Genomic DNA, 20,501 nt, shown 5'->3' on the forward strand with positions numbered 1-20,501 from the left:
ATCATTCCTGTGTTGCTTGACTGTGATCAACGATTGGAGGATGGTTAATGAGGTTAACATACTTTATCGCTGGATCTATTTTATTCCTCATCGTTATATTGTTGGTTTCGGCAAATTCCTCTTCCATAAGCAATCCAAATGCACGAAATATCTTAAGTGAAAATCCTGATGCCGATATTATTCAATGGGATGGAATGGTTTATCAAAATGTAACAGACAGAGAATGGTTACCGACAGGTTACCAGATAGGTGAAGTGATCGGTGAAATAGTCAAACAAACAGATCGCCAATGGTTTTATCGCGATCGCTTTGCTACTAAATTAGAAAAAGGTACGATCCTTTATGCCAATGAGAGTAGTGATTATCAAAGTAGTGAGTTTTTATCTACAATACTAGTCGAAAAAGATGGTCAATTACTTGTTTACCAAGCTCTGGTGGAAGGTTGATAAGATTATTATTCTTCACGATACTATTTTCCATTAAAACCCAATAATGGAAGTCACGATTTATATTTTGTCAGCCAATATAATTAAAAACATGGGTCTGCGTAACTCATCCTGCATATCTGGTAGCATCTCCTCAGATGGGGTGGATTCCTCGACTGCTTTAATACTAAAACCTGCTGCTATTAAACCATTGATATATGTCGAAATCGTTCGATGATATTTGATGACATTATCAGCAAGGAATGAGGTTTGCCGTATTCCTTCTGTATGATAAAGGTCAACAGGCCAATGTAATCGCTGGCCGTTCTGATCATAATACCAGTCCTGTTCTTCCCTTGCTGTGAAAATTGGATGTTCAACAGAAAAAAGAAAAGCGCCACTAGGTTTTAGATAATCAAATACTTTGTTACAGATTGCTTGATAATCTTTTACATAATGTAGAGCTAATGAACTGAATACAACATCGAATGAAGCATTATTAAAACGGATGTCTTCTATTGGTTGTTCGATATAAGATATTGCAGAATCATTGGTCATCTTTATTGCTTGTTGCAACATTTTTTCTGAAATGTCTATACCGATGACTGAATTTGCCTTTTTCTCACGAGCATATCGACAATGCCAGCCAAAACCACAACCTAAGTCGAGAACATCTTTATTTTGTAGGTCAGGGATTAACTCTTTAACAATATGCCATTCTCCCGCTGCTTCAAGACCAATAGTTGATCTCGGCATACTTTTATAAGCAGAAAAAAACTGATCATTGTCATATTTATTTTGCTTCATCAACTTTCAGCCCCTTACATTATTTAAGCTTTTCAATCGCAATTACAAACGGTGGATTATTTATCTGGTTAATAAATTGATATTGCAAGACTTGATATTGTTTTTGGTCCAATTCTGAACAAAAGTTTAATACATGATTTTTTTCTGTAGTACCACCTTTATGTCCATGATATATTACTAATACAATTCGTCCTTTAGTTGTTAATAGTGACAGCATGGAGCGGATCGCTTGGATCGTTGTATCTGGTGTCGTAATAATCGAATGATCTCCTTTAGGTAAATAACCTAAATTAAAAATTGCAGCTGAAATCATTTGTTCTTTTACATAAGAAGCTACGTGCTCATGACCATCATGAATGAGATCGACATTTTTTATTTGGTGATCTGATAACAAGCCTTTTGTTTGTTCAATAGCTTCTTTCTGAATATCAAATGCGTATACTTTTCCTGTGTCACCAACGAGCTTACTTAGCTTTAAGGTATCATTACCGTTTCCACAAGTTGCATCAATAACACGGTCTCCTTCTCTGACAGTCTCTTCTAATAATTGATGAGAAAAAGGGATGATTGCTTTCATGTTGATTACTCCTCTGAAAAAAGTGTTCTGTGTTCTTCTGTATTTTAGCAAACAATTTTTGAAAAGTGTATGATATTTAGCGATTGTCATACAATAAATTTGAGGTGATCACGATGGCAACAAGAGATTCGATTGAAAATTTACTTATTGAAGGACAACATATTATTCAACAAGCGGAAGAGCAGTTAGATATGTCTAATCGTAATCAGTTTTTATTAAACGAAGATTATACAAACGCACATTTGGAATTAGAGAAATTATCACAGAGCATTGATCGGGTAATGGCAAGTGCTAATGCGCAACAACGGGAGCAACTTCATCGTTTTCAGTTAGTGGTAAATGAAAAGTTAAATGATATGATATTGGATGAAATTGATGTTACAAGATATGAATAAATTTGCTTGAGGTACAATCTTTTCTAGATTGGTACCTCTTTTTTCAATCTCCTTGTTGTACAATAAATGGGAGAGGTGATAATAGAATGACATTAACTATTCGAAAGATGGAGTATAGAGATATTAAACAGGTACAGAAGATTGCGAGAACAAGTTGGTTTGCTACATATCAAGGGATTATCCCCACCGAAATACAAGAGAAATTTTTAGCTTCGGCATATAGTGAAAAAATGATGGAAAAAAGATTGAAACAGTCGGTACTATTGGTTGCTGAAATGGAAGAACAACTTGTCGGTTTTGCCAACTTCTCAACGGTGAAAAATAACGGGGAGGTAGAGTTGCATGCTATCTATTTAATGCCTGCGTATCAAGGAAAGGGAATCGGTACATCATTACTAGACAAAGGTATCCAAAAATTACAAGCTGTCAAGGAAATTTATGTGGAGGTGGAAAAGGAAAACAGCATTGGACGGCATTTTTATGATGCTAAAGGCTTTAAGGAAGTGGAAGAATTTGATGATAACTTCGATGGCCATATTTTAAAAACAATTCGAATGGTATTAGTACTGTAAAAAGTTCGGAGCGAACCGAGCTTTTTTATATTGCATCCTTACATGTATTAGTGTACTATTTAGATAGTACACTAATACAAGGAGCGATGAAAGTGAGTATTTACAAAGGTTTATGGAGAAAAGAAATGGTAATGATGAGAGGGTATCATGTTGTTATGCTCTTAGTATTTATCGCATTAACCTGTTTTATGATGTATCAAAGATCTTCTCCGTTGGATGAACATTTTCTATTAGATTTATCTACAATGAGTATGATTGTTTTACCAGCCACTCTGTTATTTAGTCTTAATATGGAAACTAATCAACTCTCCATGTTTCTCTTTTCAAAGTTACAAATATCGAAGCAAATACAGCTGAAATTTTTGCATGGATTGTTTTTGACTGGAATATATTTTGGGTTAATAATTGCAATGGCAATTATTTTTTCCCTTTTTAACATGACCAACTACACTTTCGCTCAACTATTAAAGATATTACTTGCCACTTTTTTATTTATCCTGTTTATTTCAATACAAATATCAGTTTCGGTTTATATTGCGTGGGTAATACATCAATGGCTGAAAGAAAATCTCGGGTTTATTTTAAGTATTGTAGCTGTCTTTTTTTTATTATATGTAGTGATCAGAATTCTAGGGTCGATTTTGTCGGTCCTGTCTTTTTTAGAAAACGTTTGGTTAGTCGAAGCCAAATCTTTTGTTGATGTCCCCTTTACTATTTTTATGGTGGATAATCAATTGTCACTAAGCTTACTCTTAACGTTTGGCTTGATTTTATATGGCTTTTACCGCTTTTTTACATGGGTACTTGTAAAAAGAGTGGAGGTGTAGCCAATGCCTCAGCAGTTTCAACGGGATAAGCCGATCTATTTACAGGTGGTCGATACAATTATTCAGGAAATAGTGAGTGGCATAAGGCAATCTGGAGAAAAATTGCCGTCAGTTCGTGAGTATGCGATCGAAGTAGGAGTTAACCCGAATACGATTCAAAGAGTTTATCGAGAATTGGATCAGCGTCAGATCACGATTACGAAGAGAGGACAAGGCACATTTGTCACAGAGGATAGCCGGTTAATTACTCAGGTTCGGGAAGAGTTGAAAAAGCAATATGTTGACCAATTTGTAGAGGATATGGGGGCACTAGGGTTTAGCAAAAAGGAAATCATCTTAAGTCTGAAAGTGGGGGAGCATGATGCTTGAAGTACAGCATATCAGTAAAAGAAGGAAGTTTCGTAAGGTGTTGAAAGATTGTTCATTTGTGATTGAGACTGGCAAAATTATTGGAATAATCGGTGAAAATGGTAGTGGGAAAACAACCCTTTTAAAAGTGTTAGCTGGTATATTACGTGCTGATCAAGGGACTATTAATCTTGAAAACGACCGAAGCCAACAGATTTCTTATAGTCCGGACCAATCTTATTTTTATGATTATTTTTCTATTGAGGAGTTAATCGAATTTTACCAATCACAATATCCAGATTTTAATCAGGAACGTGTTAATGCATTGGTAGATTTTTTTGAGTTGAATCGAAAAGAAAAGATCAAATATCTTTCCAAAGGGCAATTAGGCAGAGTCAAAATTGCAGTGACAATTGCAAGAGAAGTCCCTTTCCTAGTATTAGATGAACCATTGGCAGGACTTGATCCGTTAGTAAAAGAAAAAATAATTAAAGGTATTATTCAATTTATCGATTTAGAATCACAGTCATTAATTATAACTACTCATGAGTTATTGGAGGTAGAGCCCATTCTAGATGAAGTAATCGTTATGAAGAATGGAACTATTATGAAACAAAAGCAAGTGGAACAAATCAGGGAGGAGACGACGATTCAAGATTGGCTCCAGCAAATATACTAAATGCAATATTCTCACACCCTCTGTAATATGATATAATCTGATTCATTCCATATTGTGTATAATTTAGTATTTCCCGGAGGGTGTACATATGAAGTTTTTTGCTAGTTTGATCATGGTATTTGGAATTGGTTTTGCTGGAGCGGTTTTGTGGTTCGCTTCTTTTTCGACAAAGAGTCAAGCGTTTTATGGGAGATTTATTCCAATTGTGACAATTGGCTTCATCATAATTTCTATTCTACTTATTTATGAAAAATGGAAAAAACGTGCTGTGAAAATAATTAGCATTACTTTTTTATTGTTAGCTGGTATTGTTGTTGGAAGTTATGAGGGGTATCAATATTATTTAAGAAGTCTAGAAATTGTCAGTACACAAGATGTTGAGCTTAGCAAATATCAACCATTTGCAGAGAATACGCAAGCAGTCACACTTGGGGAAGCATCAACTTTACAAATAGAAGAGAATTTGCCTCGATTAGATGGTGCTACAGCACTATACCCTGTTTATGCTGCGTTTGCGCAAGCAGTTTATCCGGATAAAGATTATTCCGTAAACAATAGTGAAGTGATATCCTGTCAAACGTCCGGTGCTTTCGATAATCTAATAGACGGAGCGGTAGATATTGCATTTCTTGCCGAACCATCAGAAAAGCAATATCAACAAGCAGAAAGAAAAAACATAGAGTTGTCACTCACACCAATTGGTAGAGAAGCATTTGTCTTTTTTGTTCATCATGATAATCCGGTAGCATCATTAACAGTGGAAGAAATTCAAGGAATCTATGCAGGAGAGATTACCAACTGGAAAGAGCTAGGGGGGAATGATGAGGAAATTCTCGCTTTTCAACGTCCGGAGGGAAGTGGCAGTCAGTCTGCCTTAATTCGTTTTATGGATGGAAAATCGTTAATGGATCCGCCAGCTGATGAGATTGTAACTGGTATGGCTGGCATTATTCGCGAAACGTTGGACTATCGAAATAAGGAAAATGCGATCGGTTATTCGTTCCGTTATTTTTCACAAGAAATGGTGGAGAATGGTGATATTAAACATGTTGCCGTTAATGATGTAGCACCGACAAAAGAAAATATCCAAAATAATACTTATCCAGTCGTTGCAGAATTTTATGCGGTTACTGCGACAATTAATAATCCGAATGTATCACCATTTATTGAATGGATGCAGTCACCGCAAGGCCAATCTCTTGTCGAACAAACTGGGTATGTTCCATTACCGTAGGAGGTGTGTTAATGATTACTGTCAATGTAGTCGAGCTTCTATCTTATATTCCCGTATGGCTAGTCATTGTGTTGGGGGCTATCTATTATTATCGCAAGAAAGAGGAAGAGATGGCGATTTGGAAGGTTGCCATCCTTATTTTTGTCGGAATGTTTACGTTAGATTTTCACTGGAATATAGAAAATGAATGGAGAATTCCTGTTTTACCTTTAGGTGTTTGGATTGTGTATTTTTTTATGCGTAAGGATTCAGAGCGTTGGCAGCGAGCACGTACGTTTGTCTGGTGGGGGTTTTGGTCTAGTTATTTATTTCTCTTGTCAGGACTAATAGCGATAATTTTACAATCCATGCTCTATCCAGATGATGAAGTAGAAACCTTTCTGGCCAATGTTGAAAATGCAGAGGTAAAGACAATTCATTCTTCAGGCGAATATAATATCTCATTGGACCCAGATACATTTTCTGAAGCATTGGATACAGCTACGAGACAAGAATTAGACTTTAACAAATGGCGTGATGAACAAATGAATGTGGAGCAAGAGCATGCTGAAGAATTCCCTTATTTGGTAGAAGGTGTTAAGCCTAAGTGGGGGAGTGGTTATATCCCTGTTGTATATGTAAGTAAAGATGGTTATCATCTGCTTATTTCTACTACAGAAAATCAATATTATTTTGAGACAGAAGAAAGGCTGTGGGAGTGACTAACGGATTCTTAGTAGTTTATTTTTCTTGTGGCAGCATGTGGCATTGGCTTCAGGAAGTAAAATCATTGCTTTTCGCCTAATTAATAATGATTTATAATAAAAATTTGAAACCTTTCCTTCTTTCGTTCGTATTAATTAATAGTAACAAGAGGAGGAATTTAGAATGATAGGTGTGTTAATTGCAACTGTTATTGCAATGCTTTTATATGTAGTAGGCTTGATCATTACCGTAAGTATTTCTTCGTTAAATGCTTCACGGATTATGAAACATGGTCTGATTATTTTCGTAATCGGTTATGTGATTACAGGTGTCATTTTCTATTTTATGATGCCGGCGATTACTGTACCGAACATGTTGATCGCTAATTTAATCGTAGCAGTAGTGTTATTGCCATTATTATTATATGTGATTCAACCAGGCGAAAAAGTAGAAACAAAGGTATTAAGTCCTCTTATTATCTTTTTTAGTGTTGGGTTAATTGGGGTAATTGTTGTGATTATCTTAGGATTTACGACACTAGATGAAGCACATCAGAGTATTACCGTTCAAGAAGAAGAAGAGGCAGAACCATTAACTAAGGATGAAACACCAATTACAGTAGCACCAGAATTTGCTCGAAATAAAATCCAAAAAGCAATGAGTGTTGTACCGAATCCGCAATTTTATGATCTAGGAAAGCTTCAAGTTCAAAAAGTTAAGGAAGAGATTGTTTATGTGGCGCCTGTGGAATTTGCAGGTTTTTGGAAGTATCTTAGAGGAAAAGAAACAGCAGGTTACTTTACCATTTCAGCAACAAATGTAAATGCCCAACCAGAGTTTCATGATAACGCTATGCAATATACAAACTCAAGTTACTTCAATAAATATGTTCAACGGGTCATTTATAATAAGTATCCTCATTACATTCAAAGTGGTGAAGCACAGATTGAAGTAGATGATGAGGGAAAACCTTGGTATGTGCAAACCGTATATCGCCCGATGCATGTAACGAATAAACCGAATTTGGAAGACTTGAAAGTAGTGGTGATTGATCCAACTTCTGGGGATATGCAGATGTTTGATACTAATGAAGCACCAGAATTTATAGAAGGCTCTGTCAGCTCTGAAATGGCTACTTTAGAGAATAATTACTTTGGTAAATATATTCATGGCTGGTTGAACAGTGTGTTTGGTAAAAGAGACGTTAAGCTTCCTAATGAATCTGGTTCAGAATCTGGAGTAACACCAATATTTGATGAGAATGGTGACATGTTCTACTTTACTGATATGACATCACCAAAAGAAAATATCGATTCAGCTTTAGGCTATACATTAGTAGATGCCAGAACGGGAGAGCTTACCTATTATGGTGGAGAAAAGAACAATGGAATTATGGACAGTGAAGGTGCAAAACAAATAGTGAATAAAGAATTCCCTGAGAAGAAATGGGAAGGCTATATGCCAGTTCTTTATAATGTTGATGGTAACCCAACATGGGTGGTCAACGTCTTAGATCCAAATGGATTGCATAAGCAATACGCATATATTAAGGCGAATGATTCTGATTTTGTTGTCTTTGGAGATACTGCTAATGAAACACTAGATGCCTATCGAATGGCCTTGTTACAAGACCCTGGCAACGTTGGCGCAACAGATGAAACCGTGACAGAGCAAGTAACAGGTGAAGTGGATCGCGTATTAGTTACATCATCTGAACAAGGGCAAATCGTACAGTTTTTATTAACAGACGATGCGACCATTTATACAGTAAATGCGAGTAAATCACCACTAGCCATTTTCTTGGAAAAAGGCGACAGCATTGACGCTGAAGTTCAAATATTAGACAATGGAACAGCAACTGTCGAAGAATTAGTAATTGAAGAGTTAACTGAATAATAAAATGTAAAACATTGCTATGAAGCAATAGCAATGTTTTAAAAAACTATACAAGAAAGGTGACTCCTGTGTTATACAGGGGTCACTTTTTTATATTATCAAAGCTCTTTTCCTTTGAATTCTACTAATTACAAACGAGAGCAATTCCGCAATAAACCAGTGCCATTTCGCAATAAACAATTGCAAAGATAATAAAAAAGCGAGCTTTTTAGAAGAGTTAAGTTAATATATTTAGCATACACCGGACTAATGATAGACTAACTACTTACGCGGAAAACTGTTCATTTGCATGGACAGATTTATTTAGCAGTTTCCCTCATAAAACGAACATTATCTCAGTTAATTATAATCTAAAACGGGCGCACTAAGCTTTTTCTCAATCAGTATGTATTTTTAAATGGATTCAAGTGTCTATCAGATTATCTTCATGCTACTTGTTCTTAAGTCCTAGATAAAAAGTTATAATTTTCATCTAAAAGTCCCATTACAATCTTTTCTATATGTTGTATAGTTGTAAATGGTGCGTAATGACTGATTCTTTATATCTATTTAATACCTGTTTAAGGATAAAATTCCTTATCTTTCACAACAATCAATCATACAGAAAAGGTGGATTATTATGAATTTTAAAATTGCCAATTTATCATTAAGAAACAAGATATCCCTTATCATCTTACCTGTTGTTATTTTGTGTATAGTAATATTGACTTGGCTGAGTGTTCAAAGTCTAGAAAGTAATGCACAGGATGATCTGGCACAGGAGCTGCGTAGTGTAGGTATATTAACTGCCATGCAGCTGAATGGGGAAACAGTGAGTAAAATGCTTGAAGCTGATAGTGAAAATGATCCAGGCTTCATAGAAGCACAACAAATGCTGGAAGAGATTAAGAATGAACAAGGTATTATGGAGTGGAGTTACATTTGGGAGATGGAAAGTGAAGATAGTATTATTCCAGTAGCATATACAGAAAATTTAAATGATATTTATAATGCTGGTGAGTCTTTTAGCGATTTAGCAGATATTCACTTATTGCATGCTCATCAAGCTATGGAAACAGGAGAGCCGAGTGTAACAGATATTTTTGAAGATCCTTTCGGAACTTGGCGAACCATTTTTGTCCCTTTAAAAGATGAATCAGGTAACCAGGTTGCCGTGCTAGGTATTGATTATTCAGCTGATTACATTTCATCAGTTATTAATGGAGCGATCCTACTTCAATCCATTATAGGTGTAATCAGTGTAATTGTATTAAGTGTGCTTATTTACATCGTTATTCGTCAAATGACTAAACCTCTCGACAGAGTTGTTCAAGTAGCTACGGGCATAGCTCAAGGAGATCTGACTCATGAAAATTTGGAAGTAAATTCCAACGATGAAGTAGGTAAATTAACAGAAGCATTTAACAATATGTTAGTGAAGTTAAGAGAATTAATTTCAGGTATTTCTAATACAACGGTAGTGTTATCGAACCAAAGTGAGGAGTTAAATAAGTCGGCAAAAGAAGTACAAGTTGGTTCTGAACAAATTACAACCACTATGGAAGAATTAGCAACAGGATCTGAGCAACAAGCAGAAAGTGTGGCAGAGCTTTCCTCCTTAATGGAAACATTTTCTGATAAAGTAAAAGATGCGAATAAGAATGGTGATTATATACTCCAATCATCCAATGAAGTACAAGAGTTAACGGAAAATGGTAGTTCGTTAATGGCATCGTCTAATCAACAAATGGTTAAAATTGATCAAATTGTACAAGATGCCGTTCAAAAAGTTCAAGGCTTAGATAAACAATCACAAGAAATTTCTAAGCTTGTCTCCGTTATTATGGATATTGCTGAGCAAACGAACTTATTAGCATTAAATGCAGCAATAGAAGCTGCAAGAGCAGGTGAACATGGACAAGGTTTTGCGGTAGTTGCCGATGAAGTAAGAAAATTGGCTGAACAGGTTTCCGTGTCTGTTACCGACATTACCGGTATTGTTGATACTATTCAAGCAGAGTCTAGTAATGTAGCTCAATCATTACAAGGTGGATATAAAGAAGTAGAACATGGAACAAATCTCATTAAAAATACGGATGAAACATTTAAAAACATTACAGGTTCTTTATCAGAAATGGCTAGCAACATTCAAACTGTTTCTAGTAATTTAGCAGATATATCGCAAAGTAGTAACACAATGAGCGTTTCAATTGAAAATATTGCTTCTACTTCGGAAGAAGCTGCGGCTGGAGTTGAGCAAACCACAGCGTCGTCTCAGCAAACTAGTAGTTCTATGGAAAGTGTTGCGGATAGCTCCGAGCAACTTGCTAAATTGTCTGAAGATCTGCGTAGATTAGTAGGTCAATTCAAGTTGTAATAGGTTACAAGCAATCATAAAATCAACAGCGAAAAAAGGAAATTATTCGCTGTTGATTTTTCCTCATGACAATATAGACAACAGCAAATTTTGAAAGAGAAAATTACTACTTAGTACAGAGTAAAATATACAGACAGATTGGGGAAAAACCGTATGATAATATCAATCTTTATTATTTTTATGATAGCAATTTATTATTTAGGATTTAAAGGCTATAAACGCGTTAATTCCGCAGAGGATTTAATCGTTGCTAACTGGGATCTTCCATTACCTCTAGTTACATGGAGTCTGACAGCAGCTTTACTTGCAGCACCTTTTTATCTTGGTGCAATTGATTCAGGTTACTTTCTAGGAGGTTGGGAAGCTTTTGCCACAATGGGTGGTTTAGGAACTTGTATGATAATTGGAGCTTTTACTTGGGTAAAGCCTCTAAGAAGACTAAAAGGTTGGACAATTGGTGATTATTACGGTCTTCGATTTGCTGATAAAAAATTAGGAGCTTTTGCAGGAACGATTACCATTATTGCATTTGGTTTTTTTAATGCTGGAGCACTGACTGTCGGTGGTGCATTAATAATTGAAACCATCTTTAATATACCACTTTGGGCAGCAGCTATTATTTTTGTTATTTTAACTTTAGTTTATTGTATTATGGGTGGTTTATGGTCACTAGCATATGCTGATATTTTGAATGGAATTATATCGGTCATCGGCATTATTGCCGTCACAGTCGTGATAGCAGTCACATCAGATGGAACTATTTTTAATCCTGAGTGGTGGGACCCTAATAAATTGTTCCAAAAAGCAGGAGCAGAATTCTGGTCGTTATTTCTAGTACTAGCGATTGGTGACATAGCAGCAGCCGATTTGGGACAAAGAGTATGTGGAGCCAAAAGTCCTAAAGTCGCTTCTAAATCAATGGTCATTGCCGGTATCGTTGTTTTATTAATTGCGTGGACGCCCGGTATGATTGGGGAAGCTTTTAGGACAATATTTCCTGGTGTAGACAATGCAGAACCCTTATTATTAACTTACACCGTTACGTATTGGCATCCTATCTTTGCTGGCCTATTTCTGACAGCTATGGCAGGTATGGCGATGTCAACTCTTGCTGCGTGTTATATGGCAGCTGTCGGTGTATTCACTAAAAATATTTATTTAGATTTTATTGATTCGAAACCAAAACAAGACCGCTTTCTGCTTATTTCTCGAATTGCGATTGTTGTTTGTGGATTAGTTGCGCTAGTGTTATCAATTGCCTTTGAGGAAATCTTATCCTTAGCATACTTAGCATGGGATATCATTCTTGTAACATTAATTTGGCCACTAGTTATACCGCCATTTTGGAAAGGGGTAACTGGAAAAGCTGTGTGGTGGAGTATTGGTGTAGGGCTCATTGTTTACTTAGCAACAACGATGTTTGGTGTTCCTTTGCCAGGTGAAGGTGGCTTAATTTGGACGCTGCTTCAAGTTCCCGGATTTTTTAGTTTTCTTATATCTGGTATTGTTATGTTTGCCGTTTCCTTCGTTACCACCCCTAGTGAAGCAGCTCTAGAGGCTCATAAAGTGGAGACGACACCATCGAATGATGAAAATATCTCATTAACTCATGAACAAAACGCTTAATTAATCATAGAAAGGGGCAATTATGATGAAGTTAAAAAATCAAGTTGCACTAATTACAGGAGGTAGTAAAGGGATAGGAAAGGGTATTGCTATTCAATTTGCTAAAGAAGGAGCAAATATCATTTTTACCCATTTGCCTAATGAAGAAAATGTCGATTCAGTTCTCCAGCAGATCAAATCTTTCGGAGTAGAGTGTTTAGCTGTTCCAACAGATATTAGTAAGGAAGAAGATATCATTCGACTAGCTAAGTTGACAGAAGATAGATTTGGGAAAATTAATATACTTGTTAATAACGCTGGGACCATAGGAGAGGAAAAACCTCTAGTTGAGATGTCTACAGAGGAGTGGGACCATCTGATGAATATAGATCTTAGAGGGGTGTTTCTCATGTGTAAAAACTTTATCCCTATCATTGATCCGGAAAGTGTTGGAAAAATAATCAATATCTCATCTGAATTGTCGATTAAAGGCAGGGCAAATTATACCCATTATACTGCAGCAAAAGGCGCTGTAAATAGTTTAACGAGAAGTCTTGCTTTAGAATTGGCTCCGAATATTTTAGTAAACACTCTAGCACCTGGCCCAGTGGGTACTGATATGATCTTATCAGATATGGAACCTGAATGGATTGAAAAAGAGAAAGATATCCCGCTTCAAAGATTAGGGAAAGTGGAAGAGATTGCTGCAACAGCACTTTTACTAGCTTCCAACGAGGGTGACTTTTTCTGTGGTCAGTTTATCAGCCCAAATGGTGGGGCAGTGTTTATATAGGAGTCCTACCTTTTGGAACTAATACTGTTGGTGAGATTAGAAGAACATATCTATCTCACCGACAGTAGATAGTTCTGAAAAAACCAAAAAATCCACTCTATAATACGTTTCCTTCTTTTCTCAATCTTCTATATATCTCTATCGTTGCAAGTCCACATAGTATCGCGGTCATGCTGATGAAGAAGTAACCTGCTTGCATTCCGACTTTGTTACTCTCTGCAAATGTAGTACCGAAAGAGAGATTTGTTACCCATTCGATGATATAGCCAATGATTAAATTGGTTATAACGCCGCCGATTCCAATAAGAACAACTGTAAACGTAATTGCTGTATCTGTTCCTTTTGTATACTTTCTTGCTAAGAGTGCCATCATTGTTGGGTAAATAGGACCGATTCCGAAGCCAGCAATTGCAAAGAGAATAGCGAGACTATCACCTGTGAAAATAGGAATTAAACTTAACACACCTGCCAAAAAAGAAAAAACAATAATCGATATCGCATAACCAAATTTATCGGTTACAGGACCAAGTAAAAGCCTTGCTAACATAAAAGAAAAGAAGAAAATGGATAACATACCAGAAGCATCTGCAATGGTCCATTCACTAACTTTGACTAAATAGTTAACAAGCCAGGCTGCGATTCCTAATTCAGCTGTAACACCCATTGTTAATGCAAATACAATCAGCCAAGCGATTGGATCTTTGGTTAATTTTTTGAAAGATGTTCGGTCTTCTTCATCATCACCTTCCTCTTTCGGAAAACGACTTAACACAACTGGAATAATGGGCAAAACCGATAAGGAGAGCATGATTAAATACATACCTCGCCACCCTAAAACAGTGGCATTGATTTCCCACCCCATCATTTGTGCAGCAACAATTGGTGCAACTGTTGATCCAAGTCCGTAAAAGAAATGCGATAAATTCAGCATGGTTCCAGTATTTTTGGTAAATAATCGAGCAGCAATGATCGCAAGACTAATTTCAAGCATTCCATTTCCGATATATAGTAAGAAATAAGCTCCTACCAAAGAGGCGAAATTAGTAGAAAAATAGATAAATAGGCCAGAAATCGCCATTAATGCAAAGGTTAGTATACTCGTAGCTTTTGCTCCGATTTTAGCAATCAGCCAAGACGTATATGTACAAGCAAGTAAGAATCCAAAAGCGTTGATTGCTAATAAAGCACCCAATGTTCCATCAGATAATGATAGTTCCTGTTGCATATCAGGAATTGCCGGTCCTTTGATATTTTCGGAGACACCAAAAATTAAAAAACCTCCGAAAATCACAAATAATAATAGATAATAATTTGTCTTCTTATTTAAGTGCATATGTACAAGTCCCCTTATGTAAGCGTTAAATTAAATCATACAATATAAAAATAGATTTGTAATCTATTGTGATTCAATACTATTGGATCATACTTCCCTTGCATGACTTATCCAGCAAAAAGAATTTTACATATAATTAATCTGATATTAATATGTACTTTTCCATTTCCCTGTTGAAATTATGTTATGATGGTCCTATAATCATTGCGTTTGTTTTGGTATGAAATCTGGGAGGAAGATTATGATCGATTTTACTAAAAGACAAAAAGAAATAATGAATATTTTAACAAAGCATGAACCTATTACTGCAGAACAAATTGCAGAAATGCTTGGTGTAAGCAAGGGCACACTTCGTTCTGATTTAGCGGTGTTAGTAATGACAGGGCATATCGAAGCCAAACCGAAAGTAGGTTACTTTTTATCTAAGAATGTAAATCAGACTAATCAACATGATATTTGGAAACAAACGCTTGTCAAAGATATTCAAGGAGTTGCTGTTACTGTAAAGGGTACGACAACAGTGAATGATGCTGTTATATCACTTTTTTTAGAGGATGTTGGAACATTAATCGTTGTAGATGATAATAACCAATTAGAGGGAATTGTATCTCGTAAAGATCTACTAAAGGTTACTTTAGGAAATCCTCAAGCGGCGTCAATGCCAGTGCAATTAGTCATGACAAGGCAACCAAAAGTCTACACGATTTCCCCTGATCAAAATGTTTACGAAGCAGCGAAAATGATGGTGTATTACGAAGTAGATAGTTTACCCGTTGTGAAACACACTGACAACAGCCGAGCTTATAAAGTGATTGGTCGAATAACCAAAACAAATATTGTAAAAGCATTAATTAACATGGGTTCTGAAGTACAGCATAAAGGGGAGTCTTAAAATGCAAGATAATCAGTCGTTTATTTTTGTGTGTTCTGATGCAGTTGGGGAAACTGCAGAAGCGGTTGTAAGGGCAACAGTTAGACAATTTACTAGTAGAGATGTGCAAGTAAAAAGATATAGTCATATCCAAACAGAAGAAGAAATTGAAGCAATTGTTCAAGAAGTAAGGTCAAACGATAGTTTTATTGCATATACACTTGTTCAACCTGAGTTGAGAGCTAAAATGCAACAAGATGCTATTCGTTATGATATACGAGCAGTTGATGTAATGGGGCCTATGATGCAAGCGTATATTGATACATTCAATGGCAATCCGAAACCGGAACCTGGCCAGCGCCAAGTGTTAGATGAAGAGTATTTTAAAAGAATAGAAGCAGTAGAATTCGCAGTCAAATATGATGATGGAAAAGATGTAAAAGGTTTATTACTAGCTGATGTAGTATTAATCGGAGTTTCAAGAACTTCTAAAACGCCATTAAGCATATTTCTAGCACATAAAGGAATTAAAACAGCTAACCTTCCTATTTTACCAGATATGGAAGCTCCGGAAGAGTTATTTCAACCAGCTGATCGTATGATTGTCGGATTGACCATTGATCCGGGTCACTTATTAAAAATCAGAACCGAAAGACTAAAAACGTTAGGATTACCTGCAGAGTCTAAGTATGCTTCCATGGATCAAATTAAGCGAGAATTAAAAACTGCTAATGAGTTGATGAAAAAACTCGATTGTCCTGTCATTAATGTTTCTGATAAGTCAATTGAAGAAACAGCAGGTGTCATCATGAAAATGCGTGCGGAAGGCTAAAGGGGTATACATAGATAAGCACCATGGATACTTCGAGAATAATTTACACACAATACTCAAGTGTGAAGTATAGTGATCCCCGAGTGAATCTGAACTGAGTGCGGATATTTGTTCCGTTATTTGTAATAAAAGTGCTGTCTTTAAAGTGGTCGCGGACATCTATTCCGCTATTCATCGAAAATAGTGCTCATTTAAGCCAAAATGAACCAAATAAGGGATTCAATGTCCGCTCAATAAATGTTAGCAACAAATTTTCATAAGTTCGCAGTTTATATCTAATTTGAAAGTGTGAAAGGGAGGACCGGCGGGGTTTGCCGGTTTTTCTTATATAAGAAAGTATATAATCCGCGGTATCAACGCATTTGCAAGCATAGTAGCCATTTTGAAATAGCTTGTACAGGAAACCATCGCTGCGGCTGTCCACTTCCCTTTCCACGGGATTTTCGCCTAAGCTAACTTTGATAAGCAAAGTGCGCTTACCAAAGTGGATCTTAGTCGAAAATCATCCCGTAGGAGTAGAAGTGGACGGCCTTCGCTATGAAACTGTTCTACAACGTTTGTGACTGCTAACTTCTCGAGCTTTCTTAACCTGATAATAAAAATGGAATGTCAGCGAGTACATTCATTGTAGAGCATGAATGAGCGAAGTGGGCAAGCCGTAGCTGTTGTTACGTTCAATATCCATCTCAAAATAACTTACTTTATACCATCGATATATTATTTTGGTCAATGAAAAGGACCGGGTGGGCTTCCCGGTTTTTCTTATATGCGCATTTTTCGATTATTCAAACAGTTCGTGATATTATAAGATTAACTTGGTAAATTTAGGAGGTACATATGCGAAAAAGAGTATTAGTCACCGAACCAATTCCCGAAACAGTAAAAAATTATCTGCAAGAACATGTAGAATTAACAACATGGGATAGTCCAGAACAAATGCCTAGAGAAGAACTATTAGATGCAATTGGCAACTTTCATGGATTGATAACAGCGAAAGACCGCATTGATGATGAATTACTAGAACAAGCAGGTCAACTGGAGGTAGTGAGTAATATTTCTGTTGGTTATGACAATTTTGATGTCGATGCATTAAAACGTTCAGAAGTCATAGCAACACACACACCATATGTATTAGATGAAACAGTGGCAGACCTTATTTTCGGGTTAATTCTTAGCAGCGCAAGAAGAATTACCGAGTTAGATCAATATGTCAAGCAAGGTAAATGGGATAAAGCAGTTGACGCCCCATTATTTGGTCACAATGTCCATCATAAGCAACTAGGAATTATAGGGATGGGCAGAATCGGAGAGAAAGTGGCTAGAAGAGCAAAACTAGGCTTTGAAATGGAGGTTACATACTATAACCGATCTCGTAAAGAAACAGTGGAAAACGAGTTAGGGGTAATATATCAGGATATTGATCCTTTGTTGCAAGAATCTGATTTTATATTACTGATGACTCCATTAACAAAAGAAACACTGCATTTAATTAATGCAGATGCATTTAAAAAAATGAAAGACTCTTGCTTTTTTATTAATGCATCGCGAGGTAAAGTGGTCGATGAAGCAGCGATGATTAAAGCTTTAGAAGGAAAGGAAATTGCTGGAGCTGGGCTGGATGTGTTTGAACAAGAACCTGTAGAATCAGATAATCCACTATTGAAAATGGATAATGTCGTTACTTTACCACATATAGGATCTGCAACCGCAGAGACACGAGAAGAAATGAAATTATTCGCGGCTAAAAATATGTTACAAGGTTTAAGTGGTAAACAACCGGAAGCCGTCATTAAGGAATTACAGTAATAATGGAGGGGTTATGATGAAGAATGTTCAATTGGGTAACACAACTTTATATATCAATCCAATCGGTCTAGGAACAAATGCAGTTGGTGGTCATAATTTGTATCCTGATTTAAATGAAGAAACAGGAAAAGAGTTAATTCGTACAGCAATGAATGAAGGAATTAACTTTTTAGATACCGCCTACATTTATGGACCGGGAAGGTCTGAAGAATTGATTGGTGAAGTATTAACTGAAACTGGTAAAAGAAATGAAATGATCATTGCCACAAAAGGTGCTCATCGTCCAAAAGGAAATGACATGGTTACCGACAATTCACCAGCTTTTCTAAAACAGACGGTAGAAGAGAGTCTAAACCGGTTACAGACAGATTATATCGATTTGTTTTATATTCATTTTCCTGATGAGGAAACACCTAAAGATGAAGCGGTTGGAGCGTTATTTGAATTAAAAGAGCAAGGTAAAATAAGATCAATCGGTGTATCGAATTTTTCACTTGAACAACTAAAAGAAGCTAATAAAGATGGATATGTTGATGTTTTTCAAGGGGAATATAACTTAATCAACCGTCAGGCAGAAGAAGAACTTTTCCCTTATTTGAAGGAGCATGGGATCTCATTTGTGCCTTATTTTCCACTCGCTGCCGGTCTATTAGCAGGTAAATATAAAAAAGGTGATCAGTTCCAAGATTTACGTCAAAATATGGAACACTTTAAAGGTGAGCGTTTTGAACGAGAATTAGATCGTTTGGAAGAAGTAAAACAAATCGCAGCTGCCAAAGGTGCAGAAACTGCTCATGTCGTACTAGCTTGGTATATAAAAAATCCAGTCATTGATGCGATTATTCCAGGTGCAAAACGACCAAGTCAAGTTTCCGATAATTTAAAAACATTGGATGTTCAGTTAACAGATGACGAGTACGATAAAATAGATCAGATCTATCGTTAAGGTGAATAAAAAAATAAATGGAATGGAAGCAGTAAAAACCCCTGTTCAAAATGAACCGGGGTTTTTACTAATTAAGCACCATTAGTTTTTAACTTATTCATTTGCACGGTTCGCTTGTTCCATTACACGATTCGTTTCTTCAACTGCCTGATCTAAAGCTTCTTGTGGATCAGTGCCTTGTAATACATTTTCCATGGCGGTTACGACTTGTTGTCTAGCTTCAGGGAAAACGGAAATTAATGCACCTTGTGTTGCATAGGAAGGTTTTGTTTCTTGTAATTGATCAACCGTAACTTTTAGTTGAGGAAACTCTTCCCATCTTTCTTGTACAATTTCTTCATCATACGCAGCAGGGTTAATAGCAAAGTACCCTGTATCAATATGCCATTTTGCTTGGCTTTCCGGTGTTTGTAAGAATTTCATAAACTCCCAAGCTGCTTGTTGTTTTTCTTCTTCAATTCCATTTGACATCCAAAGAGAGGCACCACCGATAATAACGCCATTACGTTCAGCTTCTTCTGAATAAGGAATATAGGCAACGCTAACTTCAAACGGTGCATTTTCAACTGTGCCAGCAACACCAGCTGAAGAGTCTAAATACATAGCAGTATTTTCAGTTTGAAATGCTGCACGGATATCATCCCAATTAGATCCAAAGTTACCGTATGTACCAGCTTTGTTCATTTCGTCGATTAACTGGAATACTCGTAACCCTTCTTCACCATTGAATACGGCTTCCGTTGCTTCCTCACTGCGACCATTATCATTGTTGACAAAGAGTCCGCCTTGTGTAGCAATTAATTCTTCAATAAACCATCCATAATTTAAAATCGAGAAACCGTATCTTTCTGTGTTATCACCGTCTTTAACCGTCAGTTGTTCAGCTGCTTCTTTGATTTCTTCAAAGGTTTGTGGCGGATCCTCGGGATCTAAACCTGCTTCCTCAAATGCATCTTTATTATATAACATGACTGGAGTAGAGGAGTTAAATGGCATCGAATATAATTGATCATCGACAGTGTAATAGTTCAATATGTTTTCTTCTAATTGTTTAATATCATATCCTTCTTGATCAATGAAAGACTGAACTGGTTCAATAAAACCACTATCAATCATATATTTTGTACCAACTTCAAATGTCTGGATGATTGCCGGTGCATCTTCTGTTCCGCCAACACTGCGGAATTTAGTTAATGCTTCTTCATAAGAGCCTTGAAATTCAGGGACTATCGTATATTGGTCTTGCGATTGGTTGAAATTATCGACAATTGCTTCAATGGACTCTTGTCCACCACCGGACATCGCATGCCAAAAAACAGCTTCCACCTTTTCATCAGTTGCTTCTTCTTCGTTTGTGTCATCATTTTCGCTGCTTTCGTCCGCTTGTTGCTCTTCACCGGAAGTATCTTCTTCAGGTTCCTCTCCCTCCGCATCATTAGAACATGCCGAGATAAATACTAGTAAACTTACTGTTAAAAACAATAGTAATAGCTTTTTCATTTGAATAATTCCCCC

The 20,501-nt window shown here is 36.5% G+C and carries 20 protein-coding genes; 16 read left to right on the forward strand and 4 right to left on the reverse strand.

From position 1 onward, the window contains the following. Positions 1–47 precede the first annotated feature (47 nt). Positions 48–446, forward strand: a complete 399-nt coding sequence (locus tag GHT08_RS02340; RefSeq protein ID WP_163579448.1) for a hypothetical protein — start codon at positions 48–50, stop codon at positions 444–446. Positions 447–506: 60 nt separating this feature from the next. Here GHT08_RS02340 and GHT08_RS02345 read toward each other — a convergent pair whose 3' ends face one another. Together GHT08_RS02345 and mnmM are read right to left on the reverse strand one after the other, a co-directional pair. Further along, a complete protein-coding gene (locus GHT08_RS02345; RefSeq protein WP_163579450.1) occupies positions 507–1,232 on the reverse strand; it encodes a class I SAM-dependent methyltransferase in 726 nt (241 codons plus the stop codon). A gap of 19 nt (positions 1,233–1,251) precedes the next feature. After that, entirely contained in the window at positions 1,252–1,809 is a 558-nt protein-coding gene (mnmM, locus tag GHT08_RS02350) for a tRNA 5-(aminomethyl)-2-thiouridylate-methyltransferase MnmM (protein WP_163579451.1), read from the reverse strand. A 113-nt stretch (positions 1,810–1,922) separates the two neighbouring features. On the opposite strand from mnmM, the gene GHT08_RS02355 reads away from it, so the two are divergent. From GHT08_RS02355 to GHT08_RS02405, 11 genes are all read left to right on the forward strand, one after another. Next, entirely contained in the window at positions 1,923–2,204 is a 282-nt protein-coding gene (locus tag GHT08_RS02355) for a DUF2524 family protein (protein WP_018934075.1), read from the forward strand. A gap of 86 nt (positions 2,205–2,290) precedes the next feature. Then, positions 2,291–2,776, forward strand: coding sequence for a GNAT family N-acetyltransferase (locus GHT08_RS02360; protein WP_163579453.1), 486 nt, complete (start codon positions 2,291–2,293; stop codon positions 2,774–2,776). A gap of 92 nt (positions 2,777–2,868) precedes the next feature. Further along, positions 2,869–3,603 (forward strand): hypothetical protein, encoded by a 735-nt coding sequence (locus GHT08_RS02365; protein ID WP_163579455.1) that lies wholly within the window; start codon positions 2,869–2,871, stop codon positions 3,601–3,603. Between the two features lie 3 nt (positions 3,604–3,606). Further along, entirely contained in the window at positions 3,607–3,972 is a 366-nt protein-coding gene (locus GHT08_RS02370; protein WP_163579457.1) for a GntR family transcriptional regulator, read from the forward strand. Next, positions 3,965–4,630 (forward strand): ATP-binding cassette domain-containing protein, encoded by a 666-nt coding sequence (locus GHT08_RS02375; RefSeq protein WP_163579459.1) that lies wholly within the window; start codon positions 3,965–3,967, stop codon positions 4,628–4,630. The genes GHT08_RS02370 and GHT08_RS02375 overlap by 8 nt, the downstream gene beginning before the upstream one ends. Before the next feature lie 88 nt (positions 4,631–4,718). Continuing rightward, a complete protein-coding gene (locus GHT08_RS02380; RefSeq protein WP_163579461.1) occupies positions 4,719–5,864 on the forward strand; it encodes a substrate-binding domain-containing protein in 1,146 nt (381 codons plus the stop codon). A gap of 11 nt (positions 5,865–5,875) precedes the next feature. Then, positions 5,876–6,565 carry a hypothetical protein gene (locus tag GHT08_RS02385; RefSeq protein WP_163579463.1) on the forward strand — a complete coding sequence of 230 codons (690 nt, stop codon included), beginning with the start codon at positions 5,876–5,878 and terminating at the stop codon, positions 6,563–6,565. Positions 6,566–6,731: 166 nt separating this feature from the next. Then, positions 6,732–8,444, forward strand: a complete 1,713-nt coding sequence (locus tag GHT08_RS02390; RefSeq protein ID WP_163579465.1) for a DNA-binding protein — start codon at positions 6,732–6,734, stop codon at positions 8,442–8,444. Positions 8,445–9,063: 619 nt separating this feature from the next. Further along, positions 9,064–10,800, forward strand: a complete 1,737-nt coding sequence (locus GHT08_RS02395) for a methyl-accepting chemotaxis protein (protein WP_163579466.1) — start codon at positions 9,064–9,066, stop codon at positions 10,798–10,800. A gap of 153 nt (positions 10,801–10,953) precedes the next feature. Beyond that, entirely contained in the window at positions 10,954–12,426 is a 1,473-nt protein-coding gene (locus GHT08_RS02400; RefSeq protein WP_163579469.1) for a sodium:solute symporter family protein, read from the forward strand. A gap of 25 nt (positions 12,427–12,451) precedes the next feature. Next, complete coding sequence (locus GHT08_RS02405) at positions 12,452–13,198, forward strand: SDR family NAD(P)-dependent oxidoreductase (RefSeq protein WP_163579471.1); 747 nt, start codon at positions 12,452–12,454, stop codon at positions 13,196–13,198. Between the two features lie 97 nt (positions 13,199–13,295). Here the strand turns inward: GHT08_RS02405 and GHT08_RS02410 are convergent, their stop codons facing one another. Next, the gene (locus GHT08_RS02410) at positions 13,296–14,531 is read right to left on the reverse strand and encodes an MFS transporter (protein ID WP_163579472.1); all 1,236 of its coding nucleotides are present in this window, start codon (positions 14,529–14,531) and stop codon (positions 13,296–13,298) included. A gap of 241 nt (positions 14,532–14,772) precedes the next feature. Between GHT08_RS02410 and GHT08_RS02415 the strand changes: the two genes are divergently transcribed. The 4 genes from GHT08_RS02415 to GHT08_RS02430 all read left to right on the forward strand — a co-directional run bounded on the left by GHT08_RS02415 (position 14,773) and on the right by GHT08_RS02430 (position 18,986). Beyond that, a complete protein-coding gene (locus GHT08_RS02415) occupies positions 14,773–15,423 on the forward strand; it encodes a helix-turn-helix transcriptional regulator (protein WP_193568274.1) in 651 nt (216 codons plus the stop codon). A 1-nt stretch (position 15,424) separates the two neighbouring features. Beyond that, a complete protein-coding gene (locus GHT08_RS02420; RefSeq protein ID WP_163579476.1) occupies positions 15,425–16,234 on the forward strand; it encodes a pyruvate, water dikinase regulatory protein in 810 nt (269 codons plus the stop codon). Between the two features lie 837 nt (positions 16,235–17,071). Next, on the forward strand, positions 17,072–18,040 hold the full coding sequence (locus GHT08_RS02425; RefSeq protein ID WP_163579478.1) for a 2-hydroxyacid dehydrogenase: 969 nt from the start codon (positions 17,072–17,074) through the stop codon (positions 18,038–18,040). Positions 18,041–18,053: 13 nt separating this feature from the next. Beyond that, positions 18,054–18,986: an aldo/keto reductase gene (locus GHT08_RS02430; RefSeq protein ID WP_163579480.1), complete on the forward strand. Its 933-nt coding sequence runs from the start codon at positions 18,054–18,056 to the stop codon at positions 18,984–18,986. A 93-nt stretch (positions 18,987–19,079) separates the two neighbouring features. Here GHT08_RS02430 and GHT08_RS02435 read toward each other — a convergent pair whose 3' ends face one another. Then, the gene (locus tag GHT08_RS02435; protein ID WP_163579482.1) at positions 19,080–20,486 is read right to left on the reverse strand and encodes an ABC transporter substrate-binding protein; all 1,407 of its coding nucleotides are present in this window, start codon (positions 20,484–20,486) and stop codon (positions 19,080–19,082) included. Between the last annotated feature and the right edge of the window lie 15 nt (positions 20,487–20,501).

The organism is Gracilibacillus saliphilus, from assembly GCF_010994085.1.
In the GTDB taxonomy this organism is placed as follows: Bacteria; Bacillota; Bacilli; order Bacillales; family Amphibacillaceae; genus Gracilibacillus; species Gracilibacillus lacisalsi.

Coding starts and splice junctions, on each gene's coding strand:
- GHT08_RS02340 (WP_163579448.1), top strand. CDS start 48: ATGAGGTTAACATACTTTATCGCTGGATCTATTTTATTCCTCATCGTT.
- GHT08_RS02345 (WP_163579450.1), bottom strand. CDS start 1,232: ATGAAGCAAAATAAATATGACAATGATCAGTTTTTTTCTGCTTATAAA.
- mnmM (WP_163579451.1), bottom strand. CDS start 1,809: ATGAAAGCAATCATCCCTTTTTCTCATCAATTATTAGAAGAGACTGTC.
- GHT08_RS02355 (WP_018934075.1), top strand. CDS start 1,923: ATGGCAACAAGAGATTCGATTGAAAATTTACTTATTGAAGGACAACAT.
- GHT08_RS02360 (WP_163579453.1), top strand. CDS start 2,291: ATGACATTAACTATTCGAAAGATGGAGTATAGAGATATTAAACAGGTA.
- GHT08_RS02370 (WP_163579457.1), top strand. CDS start 3,607: ATGCCTCAGCAGTTTCAACGGGATAAGCCGATCTATTTACAGGTGGTC.
- GHT08_RS02375 (WP_163579459.1), top strand. CDS start 3,965: ATGCTTGAAGTACAGCATATCAGTAAAAGAAGGAAGTTTCGTAAGGTG.
- GHT08_RS02380 (WP_163579461.1), top strand. CDS start 4,719: ATGAAGTTTTTTGCTAGTTTGATCATGGTATTTGGAATTGGTTTTGCT.
- GHT08_RS02385 (WP_163579463.1), top strand. CDS start 5,876: ATGATTACTGTCAATGTAGTCGAGCTTCTATCTTATATTCCCGTATGG.
- GHT08_RS02390 (WP_163579465.1), top strand. CDS start 6,732: ATGATAGGTGTGTTAATTGCAACTGTTATTGCAATGCTTTTATATGTA.
- GHT08_RS02395 (WP_163579466.1), top strand. CDS start 9,064: ATGAATTTTAAAATTGCCAATTTATCATTAAGAAACAAGATATCCCTT.
- GHT08_RS02400 (WP_163579469.1), top strand. CDS start 10,954: ATGATAATATCAATCTTTATTATTTTTATGATAGCAATTTATTATTTA.
- GHT08_RS02405 (WP_163579471.1), top strand. CDS start 12,452: ATGAAGTTAAAAAATCAAGTTGCACTAATTACAGGAGGTAGTAAAGGG.
- GHT08_RS02410 (WP_163579472.1), bottom strand. CDS start 14,531: ATGCACTTAAATAAGAAGACAAATTATTATCTATTATTATTTGTGATT.
- GHT08_RS02415 (WP_193568274.1), top strand. CDS start 14,773: ATGATCGATTTTACTAAAAGACAAAAAGAAATAATGAATATTTTAACA.
- GHT08_RS02420 (WP_163579476.1), top strand. CDS start 15,425: ATGCAAGATAATCAGTCGTTTATTTTTGTGTGTTCTGATGCAGTTGGG.
- GHT08_RS02425 (WP_163579478.1), top strand. CDS start 17,072: ATGCGAAAAAGAGTATTAGTCACCGAACCAATTCCCGAAACAGTAAAA.
- GHT08_RS02430 (WP_163579480.1), top strand. CDS start 18,054: ATGATGAAGAATGTTCAATTGGGTAACACAACTTTATATATCAATCCA.
- GHT08_RS02435 (WP_163579482.1), bottom strand. CDS start 20,486: ATGAAAAAGCTATTACTATTGTTTTTAACAGTAAGTTTACTAGTATTT.